This window comes from Dyadobacter sp. OTU695, assembly GCF_038440355.1.
Lineage (GTDB): Bacteria > Bacteroidota > Bacteroidia > Cytophagales > Spirosomataceae > Dyadobacter.
The window spans coordinates 268,477-282,428 of sequence record NZ_JASATN010000004.1; the positions used below are offsets into that span (position 1 = coordinate 268,477).

A 13,952-nucleotide genomic window follows, 5' to 3' on the forward strand; every position below is an offset into this window, starting at 1 on the left:
GATCAGCTATTGTGTAATCACATCAATTTCGCCATAACCCACATCGCCATTTCCCTGGGTGTTTTGGAGTGCGCGAAGTTTGATATATCGTGCTCTAACCGCGTCGAATGGTTTGATCTGGATTAATGGGTTATTCCTGATATTGGCGAATTCCCCCTCAGCAGCCAGTTTCCAGGTCTGGCCATCAGTTGAAACATAAAACTGGAAATGGGAGATAACCCCCTCTGTTCTTCCCTGTCCTGGAAGATAGCTGAAACCGGTCAATGTCTCCTCTTTGCCTAAATCAATGGCGATATCAACCGGCATTTTCTGGTCCCGCGGCTGATACCAGGCCGTGTTGAGGTTTCCGTCGATCACCGCACCGGATTTTTCGTCTGTAAGGTTTAGAAGCTTCCAGTTTTTGTGGGTTATATCAAATTTCTCCCGTGCCTCGGGGCTGCCCGCTCCCGATTTCAAATCCACGGCGATCGTGCGGATGTCGATCTTTCCGTCAGTCTGAATGGGTGCGGTGTACCTTTTTGACTGCTTGCCCGGCGCACTGCCGTCGAGGGTGTAATAAATAACGGATTCTTTATCAGCCGCTTCTATGGTCACGACGCCATCCTTATCCCTGCTGATGACCGGCGCGGTGAGTACCTGGGGGGCATTGTAAACCCCAATGTTGGAAATGACAGGAGCGCTCTTTGCATCGTTAATGGTGAAGCGGAGTTGCGTCGCCTGAACGGTTGGGAAAACGAGTATTCGTTTATATCCGATCGTGCTTTGGGAAGCAAGCTGTCTCCATTCGTTTCCTACCTTCGCTTCGAGTTGAAAGGATTTCACCCGCTGACCAAGAGGAATGTACTCCTGCACCAGGAAGCGGTTAAAGGTGGTGGGCTTTCCAAAATCAATAGTCAGTGAAGCGGACGTCAGGTTATCATCTGTTGCCCAGTAGGTGTCTTTCTTTCCGTCCAGGGCTTTATCCGGACCATAGGCTTTCACCTTGCCGCGGATATTCGACGCAGTGACTTTTTGATTAGCGGCCAGATCTACTGCGAAGGTTTTTTTAACGGTTTCGGCCAGTTCTAAAACCGCTTTTTCATCGTTTTCATGTATGAGTCCTCTTTTATCGACCGGGAAATTGAGCAATAATGTCCCGTTGCGTCCAAAAGAGCTGTAATAGGTTTCGAGCAGCCGTGGCAGCGTTTTAACCTTGCCGTCTTCATATTCATGATAAAACCATCCCGGACGAATGGAGGTATTGACTTCACCCGGTACCCACGAATCCCCGTTTTCCAGGCCATGGCGCAGCATTTCCCTGCTGACTTCGCCGGTGGCATTCAACAGGCTCCAATTCTTTTCACCCACATGTCCATCCTCGGTTCCCACCCAACGAAGGTCTGCCCTGTCACCGCCATCGTTCCAAATGACGATGTTTGGCTGCAATTTTCGGATCAATTTGTAGGTATTGGGCCAATCGTAATAGGTTTTGGCATCAATGCGGCGTGTTTCGTTAGCGCCGCCGTAGTATCCCGAACCCCCGTTTGCACCATCGAACCAGATCTCGAAAACCTCGCCGTAATTTGTGAGCAGCTCGGTAAGCTGGCTTCGGAAATAGGTAATGTATTCAGGTTTGCCGTAACCGGCATAATTGCGGTCCCAGGGCGACAGGTAAATTCCCAGTTTAAGGCCATATTCTTTACAGGCGTCGGCCAATTCCCGAACGATATCACCCTTTCCTGCTTTCCAGCCGGAATTTTTTACAGAGTACTCTGTGTACTTCGAAGGCCAGAGACAAAACCCGGAATGATGTTTGGCCGTCAGGATAATGCCCTTCATTCCGGCTGCTTTACACACCCGCGCCCACTGGCGGCAATCCAGTTTTTCAGGATTGAAAATCTTGGGGTCATCTTCCCCGTATCCCCATTCCTGATCGGTAAATGTGTTGGTAGAAAGGTGTATAAAGGCATAGTATTCCATTTGCTGCCACCTGATCTGGTTTTTGTTGGGCACCGGGCCAAATGGCTTGGGAGGGCCAGGTTGTCCCAGGCAATTTACCGGCAATTGCGTGGTTAGCAGGGCCATTAGTAGTCCGCTCACGATGCCCAGTTTCCGGTTTGATAAGAAGCCTTTCGATGGATGTTTTTTCATTACCTGCTATTGATTTTTGATAGTTAGTCGTCAGTTAATTTTTATTGATTTGCTCCAAAGGCTGCCACGTCCGGTTTCCCCCAGCTACTAATCGCTGACCAGGGAGAAGATTTCGATACCGCAATTTTCGATCACAAACCAGGCATCAAAACTAGGTCGCGTCCCTGGCAAAAATTGCACGGAAAAAATACTTTTTTTTGACTGAAACAGACTTTTGAAAAATCGGGCTTCTTCTTTATGGGGATTGCCGGGCAGTCGGGTATACCTCTCCCTGGTTCGTGTCTTTCTTTGAAGATGGATATATTTTTTGTAAAATATCAAGTTTGAATATGGGGATTTTTCTTTTTGCTTGTCTGTAAGAGGTATTTCACGAGTTACTTCTTACGAAAAGCAACGTTTATGAAAAAATCAATCCGATTAATGGCTCTGTTGATTGCCTTGACAGGAGCCCTGAATTTCTTCGCCAGCGCGCAAACCTACAACTGGCGATCCGTGAGAATAGGCGGGGGCGGCAACGTCACAAGTATTAAGGCGCATCCGAAAGTGCCAAACCTTTTTTTTATCACTACCGACGTCGGCACGCCTTACCGCTGGAACCATGCAGCTCAGAAATGGGAAGATTTGATGTGGTATGATAAAATGCCGACAACGTACTGGAATTGGGAGGCCGCCGCCAAATGCGGGGACCTTGCTTTTGATCCCAGTGATGCAACCGGAAATATCCTTTATGCGACGCATCAGACAGGCAAAGGAACGGTTCCCGGCGGCGGGGCCTCTCCCGGGACGGTCATGAAGTCGGTGGACCGGGGCGCTACATGGACCGACTGCGAGCTTCGCATAACAGTGTTGCCTAATAGTGATCAGACTTTCACAGACCGTCTGGTTGTAGATCCGAACAACAGTAATGTGGTTTATGTGACAACCCGGGCAAATGGTACCTATAAAAGCACAGCCGCCGGAGCGGTAGGATCATGGACGAAGGTGAATACTACTTTGCCGGATTCGGTGTCGGGCAGGTTTATCTTTTTTGACAAAAGCGGCGGTATGGTCAACGGCGTTACCCGAAATATTTTTCTGGGTGGCAAGGCCGGTGTGTATCGCAGTACAGACGGAGGAAACACTTTCGCATTGATGATCGGAAGTCCGGCCGAACCGAGGCGCGCCAGCATCGCCGACGACGGTACTTTTTTTGTGACACGCTTACCATCAACCACTTATCGCCCGTTGGGAGGTTTTACATTACATAAATGGAATGGAAGCAGCTGGATCGATATTACACCGGTTGCCGGCAAGGAGTTTAGTGGCGTAGGGGTTAATCCTTCGAACAGCAATGAGGTGATCGTGTCAACCACAGGCACCTGGAACCATGATGTCACTTACCGCAGCATTAGCGGTGGAAGCCAGGGCAGCTGGTCGTCAATGGTACCGGCAACCCGTGATGCCTCGGAAGCGCCGCATTCAGCTGGAAACGGGGCCGACGGAAATATCGGCCATAATATTAATGGTTTTGCCTGGGATCCCTTTAATGCCGGACATGTCTGGTTTTCAGATATGCTCGATGTCGGCCAGACGACCAATGTCTGGGCAAGCAGGGTTACCTGGAAACTACGTGATACCGGACTGGAAGAAATTGTAGTGGCCGGTCCAATGGTTTGTCCGCCATCGGGCCCCAATTATCTGGTTTCTACGACAGGCGATGTAGGTGGTTTTGACCATAAGTCGCTGGATTCTCCCCCTGCAAAAGGAATATCCGCCTGGTTTGCAACCCAAACCGGTTGCAATACATCCGGCGGGGCTGTTCAGTATACAGATCCGAATTTTATTGCGCGTGTAGGAAGCGATGGCTGGAATGGTGTAGGCATTGGAGGTTATTCTACCAATGGCGGAGATTCTTACGTGAAATTTGCTTCGATTCCGGGAGCAAGGGGCAGGATCGCCGTTTCTGCTACCAGCAGGAATATGGTCTGGGTCACGCAAGGTGGTTTGACTTATCGCTCCGATAACCTGGGTGCCAGCTGGACAGCATGTAACGGCGTTCCGAATGCGGTTTTAAAGCCAGGCGATATTTACCAGATATGGGCTGGAATGCAGCCGTTGGCAGCCGATAAAGTAAATGGCAACGTCTTTTATATTTATGCCAGTGGTAAGATTTATAAGAGCACTGATGGCGGGGTGAATTTCGCGCCAACTGCGGCAACTAACTTACCTAATGTTGGTAATGTGGCCCAAATGAACCTGGAAACCACACCTGGCAAGGAAGGCGATATCTGGATAGCATTCTCCGGTGACGGCCTGTTCCACTCCACAGATGGCGGCCAGAGCTTTACCAAAGTCAATCCGGATGTTATTAAAAAACCCAAATGGGTTGCCGTCGGCAAGGCAGATACGACAGCATCGTCCAATCCGGTGATCTATGTAAGTTCGGAAGGTACGGCGATGAATGGGGTTTCGTACGGAGTTTTCCGGTCTGACGATAATGGTGCTACCTGGACGACGATTGTTAACCCGGTTCCTGGCATTGTGAGTACCATGGTGGCCGATTTGCACGGCAGGGTATATCTTGGAATTGGCGGCAATGGCATTTTTGTGGGCGAACCCGCGGGCGGACCGATCGTTTCTGTGGCTGTGACACCTGCTGCTGATTCTGTTATAGTAGGTTTTACAAAACAATTAAAAGCTACGCTTACTCCGGCTTACCCCACTAACAATGCAATTAGCTGGGCCTCGTCTGACCCGGGCATTGCAACCGTTAATGCGAGCGGATTGGTTACCGGCGTCGCTCCGGGCCTCGCTACCATTACCGTGACGACGCAGGATGGTGGTAAAACTGCCCAAAGCAGCATAAAGGTTACGCCTGTCGTCGGTGTAGCAAGTGTAGCGCTCGACTCGGCGATCACAATAGGATTAGGTACCAGCAGAAATCTGAACGCAACGGTGCTCCCTGCCAACGCAACGAACAAGAAAGTGAGCTGGGCTTCGTCCGATACAACTGTTGCCAGGATCAATTCCAGCGGGTTGGTCACGGGCTTAAAACTGGGTACGACGACCATTACTGTCACCACAGAAGACGGGGCCAAAACCGCGGCATCCCTGTTGACGGTTGGAACCATCGTTATTGCGAACAATTGCGGAGGACCAACCATTGGTAATTTTATAGCAGATACCCCGCAATCCGCATCTATGTGGACTGCGACCGTTACGACGGCGATAGACTTGAGTGGAGTCGTAAAACCTGCGCCAGCTGATGCCTATAAGACACAGCGCGTTGCCGGACAGCCGCTGATTTACCAATATGATAATCTGATCCCGAATTCATTATATGTGGTGAGACTGCATTTTGCAGAGATCTCAACAACCATAACAGCGGGAAAAAGAAAATTCCATATGACGGTGGGCGCGGATACACTGCTTAAAAACTTTGACATTTTCACGGAAGCTGGCGGCAGAAATAAGGCCATCGTCCGGGAGTTTCCCATTAAATCTACTTCGGCGGGCCAGATACGGATGGTGTTCAGGCCGATTGCAAATCTGAATTACCCGGCTGTCAATGCGATTGAAGTTGGGCTTACCCCACTTACTTCTGTTGCTGTAAATCCTTCAAACGCTTCCGTAGGTGTAGGTGACACGACAAGATTGTCGGCCACCGTATTACCAGCGAACGCTACTAATCAAAAGGTAGTCTGGAGTTCTTCAAATACATCCGTTGTAAGTGTGGATGGAAGCGGACTTGTTAGGGGAATGTCACCGGGTACGGCTACCATTACTGCTACGACCGACGAAGGCCGCAAAACAGCTTCGTCTACGGTAACCGCCGCGAACATTGCAGTAAGCGGCGTTACGGTCACCCCGAATGCCGCCGTTGGCGTGAATAATGCAACAACCCTTGGTGCGACTGTTCAGCCTGCAAATGCCACAAATAAAGCCGTGTCTTGGGCTACTTCTGACGCTGGCATTGTTACGGTAAGTCAAAGTGGCGTATTGACAGGCATTTCGCCGGGGACTGCAACGGTTACCGTCACCACACAGGATGGAGCCAAAACAGCAAGCAGTACGATTACCGTATCCAATGTTTTAATCACATCGGTGACGTTGAGCAAACCGGCTGTGACCGTTGGCGTGGGGGATACAACTTCCATTAAAGCGGCAATAGCTCCCGCTAACGCGAGCAATAAAACAGTGGTGTGGAGCTCATCGAATCCCTCGATCGCTACGGTGAATGCGACCGGAATCGTAACGGCCATCGCTGTCGGCAGTGCCACTATTAGCGCCACTGCGCAAGATGCAGGCGGTGTCTCTAGTGGTTCGGCAGTTACGGTGGTTAGCGCCGGATCATGCGGTGTGCTTACCAACAATGGCTTTGAAAGTGGCTTTGTAAACTGGATCAGAAACCCGAATACTGCCGCTGCAACCATTGGCACGTCGGCGCAGAGCGGATTGAAGAGTGCGGTCATTACCGCGGACGGTGGAGCAATCAACTACGGAAAGACCATCGCAGTGACGGGAGGCACAGAAATCACTTTCGACGTTTGGGCCAAAGTGGAGGGAACGCCTAACCCTTCTAATAGCTCCCAATTGATATTGCCCTGGTGGGCCGGGATCGGAATCGATTTTTATGATGCGCAGGGAGTGAAAATTGCAAGCGGTACTACCCAGTTCCAGGTTCATCCGTTTGATCCGCCAAAAACAGCATACACCAAGTACTCTGTGACTAAATTGGCCCCTGCAAATGCCGCAACGATCGGTATCTGGGCTTCGAAAGCGGGTCCGAACGGAAAGTTTATACTGGATGATTTCTGTCTGACAATTGCTGCCCCTCCAATGATTGCTCAAACGGTTTCACTCGATAGTTTATCTGCCAGGACATTTGGGGATGCCGATTTTGATCCGGGAGCGGTGTCGAGTTCCGGTCTGCCGGTAAGTTATACGAGCTCGGATACGACGGTAGCCATCATTTCGAACGGAAAAGTGAAGGTTCTTGCACCTGGTACAACGGTGATCACCGCTTCGCAAAGCGGCAACGCCACCTACAATGCGGCGCAGCCTTCAAGCCGCACGCTGGTGGTTTCCTCTGGTCTGAAAGTGCTTTACAAGGACGGCGATAACGGGCAGGTCGATAACAATAATATCAAACCTTACCTGACTATTTCGAATGAAAGCGCAGTTGCGATACCATACAGCGAAATCACCGCGCGGTACTGGGTTACCGCCGAGAATTATGCGGGCATCAGCAAGTGGATCGATTACGCCGAGATGGGTAACAGCAAGGTGTCTATGGCCTACGTGGAGCTGGCAAAACCGCGCCAGGGTGCGTTGGGGTATGTCGAGTATGCATTCAATACCTCGGCCGGTAACCTGAATGCCGGAGCGAATTCGGGTGCGATACAATCGCGGTTTGCGAACGTGAACTGGGAAAACCTCTCTGAAACCGACGACTATTCGTTCAAAAGCGGCTCGGAATATGCTGTGAACAACCATATTACGTTGTATCGCAATGGTAAACTCTGGTGGGGCACAGAACCTGATACAGCTGCTGCGGCGGTGAATTTGAAGGTTTATTCGGAAAACAAAAATACGAATGCGTCACCAAGCTCGCTCAGCACGTGGATCAAAGTGGAAAACAATGGAAATGTGCCTGTCGACTATGCTGATCTTTCTGTCCGCTACTGGTTCACACCCGATGGCGCGGCAAACCTGAACTACTGGATCGATTTCGCCAAACTCGGTGCCGGCAATATTTCAGGACAGTTCACAGGTAATCAACAGAAGGTCAAAGCCGACACCTATTTCGAACTGAAGGCGGCACCTTCGCTGGGCAAACTGTACCCGTTGAGCAGTACCGGCAACATTCAGTACCGGATCGCAAAATCGGACTGGTCGGTACTCGACGAAAGCAACGATTACTCGTATAAGGCAGCGGGCGCCATCGCGGAGAACAGTAAGATCACGGTTTACTACAAAGGCCAGCTGGTGTATGGCGAAGAGCCTGCCGGCCAGGGTAACACCCGGTTTGGGGTCACCGAAACCGACGCTGCACCCGCCAGGCTGAAAGTAAGCGTGCTGGGTAATCCGGTCATCGGCGACCATGCCGACATTGTGGTCAGCGGGGCAAATGCATCGCCGCTCAGCATTACGGTGACAGACGCAAACGGTCGTTCATTGTTTAAAAAATCGGTTGTAAAACCGGTTGACAATGAGCGCCATGCATTACCGCTGGGCAAAAGTGCAGGACTGTATCTGATCAGGATCGCTTCTTCAAAGGATGTGATGGTGTTGAAGGTGTTAAAGCCTTAATATTTCCGTCGCTTTAATTACAGACTGTTTAAGTCCGGATCAGCGAAAGTTGATCCGGACTTTTTTACGGCGGTACACGAAGTCCATCTACACTTATGTTACCGAATAGAATTATTTATTGAAAAAAAAATATTATTTATAGTATGGGGATGGGTCTCGCCGACTTGTCTGTATGATCAAACTGCAAATTTGCAACTGGGTTAATGAAAAGCTATGGCCATTGATTCTACCAAAAAATTACTGCTTCCGCCGCCCGGGTCCGTGGATCTTTCCGCGCAAGACAACGAACCGGTGATGCTCCACGATGAATACCTGATCAGGGAAATGTTCGGGAAAGACCCTCAAAAGGGGTGCGAACTGCTTTTCAGGAAGTACTACACCAATTTATGCAACCATGCGATCCGGTTTGTGCATTCAGGAGAAGTGGCCGAGGACATTGTTTCCGAGGTGTTTGCGGCATTCTGGCAAAACCGGACGTTCGAGCTGATCTCGACATCCTACCGTGCCTACCTGTACAAGTCCGTCCGGAACCGGTCCTACAATTACCTGAAATGGGACCTGAACCGCACCTCTCCGATGGAAACGGTGGTGACGTCTTTCGCTGCCCATGCGCTCAATCCGTGCGAGGCTTTGCAATACAGCGAGCTGTATCAGCAGGTCGAACGCATTGTGCAGGAAATGCCACCGCAGTGCAGGAAGGCTTATCTGTTGAAACGCGTGGAAGGCAAAACCCTGGAAGAGATCGCGATTGAACTTCAAATCACGCCCAAATCGGTTGAGGCGCTCATCACCCGGGCCATTGCCAGGCTTCGTAACGGTTTAAAAGACAGCTGGTTTATATGTATTGTTTTTTGCTTTCAATAAAAAAGTGAGGCTGGTATGGGGTTGTGCACATCCTACTTGTCTGTCCCTTGAAAAAACCTGAGTAACGAGCCCTGTCCCTGTGGGAAATAATTTGTGGCCGGCTGAAACAATCCTAAGAGCCCTGTAAAAGCTAAAAAGTATAAAATGAAAGATTCCCTATCCAAAGATGTCCTGTTCGATTTTTTTGACGGAAGGACTACATCCATTCAGCGCAAGCTTGTCGAGGACTGGCTTGCCGATCCGCATAACGAGGAGCTTTATTATCAGTATCTGGACGAGTGGGAAAGCCGCCATCCGCAATTCGCGCCCAAAATGGACCACGCGTTGTCCAATTACATTTCATTGATCAACAACGAAGCCGTAGGCAGAGAAGTGCCGTTATCCCAGCCGGAGGTAAGGCAAACCAGCATCTGGAAAAGCGCCTGGCTATACGGCGCGGCGGCTGCGTGCCTGCTGATCGTGGCAGGTTTTGTTTTCAGGACCGAGTTGCTGTACAAGTCGCTGGTGTCGGGCAATGGCAGGATCTCATCCTACGAGTTGTCCGACGGGACCCAGGTTGTGCTTAATGCCAATTCCGTTTTGCGCGTCCCCAGGCTGGGCTTCGGTTCGGGCAATCGGGAGGTAATGCTCGAAGGCGAAGCTGAATTCAAAGTGGTGCACACCGAGCGCGACAGCCGTTTCATCGTTCGGATGAACAAGGATTATGTTATTGAAGTGCTTGGTACCGAATTTGTTGCCTTTTCCCGGAAGCGCGGCACCAAGGTCTTTCTGACAAAAGGAAAAGTAAAACTTAGCCTGCCCAGAGGCAAACAGCTTTATATGAAGCCCGGCAATCTTTTCGCTGCCGGAACAAATGGCGGGTTTACGCTAACATCCTCGCCCACACCCGCGCCTTTCGTCGCCTGGAAGCAGGACATGTTTTATTTCGATAACACACTGCTGTCGGAAGCGGTGGAACAAATGAACGAACGATTTAAAGTCGATGTGCGTATACTGGATCCCGTTCTTGGGCGCCGCCGCATTGGCGGTGTTTACAAAGCCAGGCAAGCCGAGGACTTGCTGACCATATTATCTGAGCTGCTCCATCTGGAAGTGGTAAAACACAGCGAATTCATTGAATTAAGAAAATCCGTAACCAACCCTAATCATGAGTAGCAGATTTTTACAAAAAACCCGCGTCGTGCTGATCATGCTATCTGTTCAGCAACTTTGCGTGGCGCAGGGTATTTCATTGGCCAGCCAGCCGAATGCGGCCCAGCCGGGTGCGGCCCAAGTGCAGCGCGGAGAGAACCGCACTAAAGTTAAAAACCTGAAAGACCTGCTCGTTGACCTGGGCAAGCAGTACCAGGTTAGCATATTGTTTGAAGAAGAAACCGTGAGCAATATAACGGTAACCGGTGCCAACTACCGCCAGGAGGGCAGCAAATTGGAAAAACAGCTGACCGACTTGCTCAAACCGTTTAATCTGCGTTTTAAAAAGGCTGGAAAAGAGGCCTATGTGATTGTACCAAAGAATGAGAAAAGGACTTCGGCAGTGGAAGCTGCCAGCATAGAAAGTGCGACCACAGCGCCGGCAATGTCAACTGAAGCCTCGGGTAAGCCCGATATTTCCCTGGCCAAACCCATGAAAGCCAGCCCGGAAGAAGTTACCGTGAAAGGCAAAGTGACCGATGAACGCGGGGACGGGCTTCCGGGCGTGAGCGTGGTGCTGAAAGGCTCCCAGCGCGGAGTAACGACCGATATTGGAGGTAAATTTGAAATTGCGGGCACAAGTGCGAACGATATTCTGATCTTTTCATTTGTGGGCTACCTCCCTGTTGAAGAGGTGGTCGGCAACCGGACGGTGGTGGATGTATCGCTTGCCGTAGATACCAAGGCGTTGGAGGAAGTGGTGGTGATCGGTTACGGAACCGCCAAAAAGAAGGACCTTACCGGCGCGGTTTCCGTGGTAGGTCGCAAAGAGTTCGGCGACGTGTCGGCTACTTCCGCCCAGCAGCTTTTGCAGGGCAAGATCGCCGGGGTGCAGATCGTCAATACAGGAGGCTTGCCGGGTTCCAATGCCAAGATCATTATCCGTGGCGTAGGCTCGCTGACGAATTCGGACCCTTTATATGTGATCGACGGCATTCAGGGCGGAGATATCAATTCGGTAAGTCCGTATGATATCCAGGATATTACAGTGCTGAAAGACGCTTCCTCGGTAGCGATATATGGCGCTTCCGCTGCGAATGGCGTGGTTTTAATTACTACAAAAAAGGGAAAGGCCGGAACGCCGAAAGTGACCTACAACGGCTACGCGGGCATTTCACAACCCTGGAAGAAACTGGATATGCTCAATGCAGCCCAGTACGTCCAGCTGGTAAAGGACATTGATGAAACCCAGGGCAACAAGGTGCCCGACAAGCTGAACACGCCCGATGTGCTGGTAACCCGCACGGATTGGCAAAAGGAGATTTTCAGAAATGCAAAGATTACCGAACACTATGTAAATGTAACAGGAGGAAGTGACAAGGCTACTTATAATTTTTCGGCCGGATACACCAATCAGGAGGGCATTATGAAAGATTTCGGCTATCAGCGGATCAATTTACGTACGCAGCTGGAAGAGCAGATCGGCAAGCGTATCCGATTGGGACAAACCATTAATTTTAAATACAACAGAACAACCGGGAATGCGGCCAGTTTCGTGGAAGCGCTGCGCATGCCACCTTATGCGCCTACCATGGACCCGACGAACCTGGGCGGGTATAGCAAGGTAACTACGATCCTGGACCAGAATGATGCACTGAACCCGTTGCCCGGTATTTATCTGACTGAAAAACTGTCGAGGAGCGTTTCCAATCTTTTCCAGCTTTGGGGTGAAGTAGACATTGTCAATGGATTGAAATTCAGAACGCAGGCCAATATTGGCCTTTCCAACAGCAACAGTTATAACTATACCGGTGAATATCTGAACGGCAATACCAAAACAGATCGCAAGATTGATGAGAGCTATTCGTTCGCAGTCTCGCCGATCATTGAAAATATCCTGACCTATTCCAAAACCCTGGGCCGTCACGACTTCTCTATCATGGCCGGCAACACCTTTAATGAAGGCAACAGAAGCCGGAGCGTTAATCTTACAGGCGCGGGTTTTACCAACGACCTGATCAAGCAGATCGGGGTTTCCAAATCCAACAGCATTACCGGTGCAGGGTCTGGTATTTATGCCTCACGATCGTATTTCGGCCGCCTTACCTACGCATTTCATGATCGCTATCTGGTTAATGCGTCGTTCCGGCAGGACATTAACCCGGCATTTGGCAAAGCTTACCGAAAGGGGAACTTCCCCTCGGTGGGCGTTGCCTGGAAGCTGGCCAATGAGGATTTCATGAAAGGAGTAAGCTTTATTTCCGACTTGAAACTCCGTGGCAGCTGGGGTATCACCGGCAATGCGAACATCGGTCTGTTCCTCACCGATCCGACCGTTTACCGGGGCTACGGAAACAACAACATTGTGTATTCATTTGGAGAAAACAAGGCTTTCCAGCAAGGAGCGACAGTTACCCGCGTGCCAAACCCGTTCCTCAAATGGGAAGAAACCACGCAGGTCGACTTCGGTATTGACTTCGGTCTTTTGCAAAACAGGCTTCAGGTGAGCCTGGACTATTACAAACGCGACAGTAAGGATTTGCTGCTGGATGTGAAACTGCCCGTTTCTACGGGCCTGGGCGATGTTTATAATGAAGCGAGTATGGTCCAGAATGCGGCCAATGCCGTCAACAAGGGTTTCGAGGCGGCAGTTTCCTATGCCGGTCAGGCGGGCGATTTCAATTACAGCATCTCTGCCAACACGGGCTACAATAAGAATAACGTGGTTTCACTCGGTAACGGCGCCCCGATCGTGAGTGGGAGTACCAATGGTGGAATTAACATCACCAAAACCGACGTAGGCGCGGCAATCGGATCGTTTTATGGTTTCAAAGTGGACCACGTCGTGTCCAGCACCGCCGAGGTGGCCCGTTACAACGAGCAGGCTGTCGCAAAAGGCTTCAAGTCTTATCAGGATGGTCTGAAAGCGGGCGACATCGTTTACCAGGATTTAAACGGAGACGGACAGATTACCGATTCGGACCAGGCGTTTCTGGGTTCGGCCATTCCGGTGTGGACTTTCGGCGGCTCAGTCAATTTATCCTACAAGGCATGGGACCTTTCAATGGGCCTGGCCGGGATCGGGGATGTAAAAGTCTACAATGCATTGCGCTACTGGACCGAAGGCACGACCCGCCCTTTCAATTCGTCGACGGCCGTTTTGAATGCCTGGAAAAAAGATGGCGACGTAACGGACATGCCCAGATCAGGCCAGAATACGCCTTCCAACCTGCGTGCTTCCGACCGCTTTCTTGAAAACGGCTCATTCATGCGCCTGCGTAACCTGACGATCGGGTTTTCGATTCCCAAGACACTCCTGAATGCCGGCAGCACAAAGGTCTTTTCAAGCCTGCGCATTTACGCCACAGCCATGAACCTGCTGACGCTCACCAGTTATAAAGGATATGATCCCGAAGTTAGCGCCAGCGTGAATGACGCCAAGTCATTTATTTTCACAAAAGGTGTGGATACCGGCCAATACCCGCAGCCACGGACTTTCCTGCTCGGGGTCCAGGTTGGGTTTTAAATTCTATCAT

Annotated in this window: 5 protein-coding genes; 4 read left to right on the forward strand and 1 reads right to left on the reverse strand. The window is 50.6% G+C overall.

What is annotated here, in order from left to right:
* Positions 1-6 precede the first annotated feature (6 nt).
* Positions 7-2,130 carry an alpha-L-fucosidase gene (locus AAHB90_RS11230; protein ID WP_342085138.1) on the reverse strand — a complete coding sequence of 708 codons (2,124 nt, stop codon included), beginning with the start codon at positions 2,128-2,130 and terminating at the stop codon, positions 7-9.
* A gap of 420 nt (positions 2,131-2,550) precedes the next feature.
* On the opposite strand from AAHB90_RS11230, the gene AAHB90_RS11235 reads away from it, so the two are divergent.
* From AAHB90_RS11235 to AAHB90_RS11250, 4 genes are all read left to right on the forward strand, one after another.
* The gene (locus tag AAHB90_RS11235; protein ID WP_342085139.1) at positions 2,551-8,421 is read left to right on the forward strand and encodes an Ig-like domain-containing protein; all 5,871 of its coding nucleotides are present in this window, start codon (positions 2,551-2,553) and stop codon (positions 8,419-8,421) included.
* 213 nt (positions 8,422-8,634) lie between these two features.
* A complete protein-coding gene (locus AAHB90_RS11240; RefSeq protein WP_342085141.1) occupies positions 8,635-9,285 on the forward strand; it encodes an RNA polymerase sigma-70 factor in 651 nt (216 codons plus the stop codon).
* A gap of 144 nt (positions 9,286-9,429) precedes the next feature.
* The gene (locus tag AAHB90_RS11245) at positions 9,430-10,440 is read left to right on the forward strand and encodes a FecR family protein (RefSeq protein WP_342085143.1); all 1,011 of its coding nucleotides are present in this window, start codon (positions 9,430-9,432) and stop codon (positions 10,438-10,440) included.
* Complete coding sequence (locus AAHB90_RS11250; protein ID WP_342085144.1) at positions 10,433-13,942, forward strand: SusC/RagA family TonB-linked outer membrane protein; 3,510 nt, start codon at positions 10,433-10,435, stop codon at positions 13,940-13,942. Before AAHB90_RS11245 ends, AAHB90_RS11250 begins: the two co-directional genes overlap by 8 nt.
* Positions 13,943-13,952 lie beyond the last annotated feature (10 nt).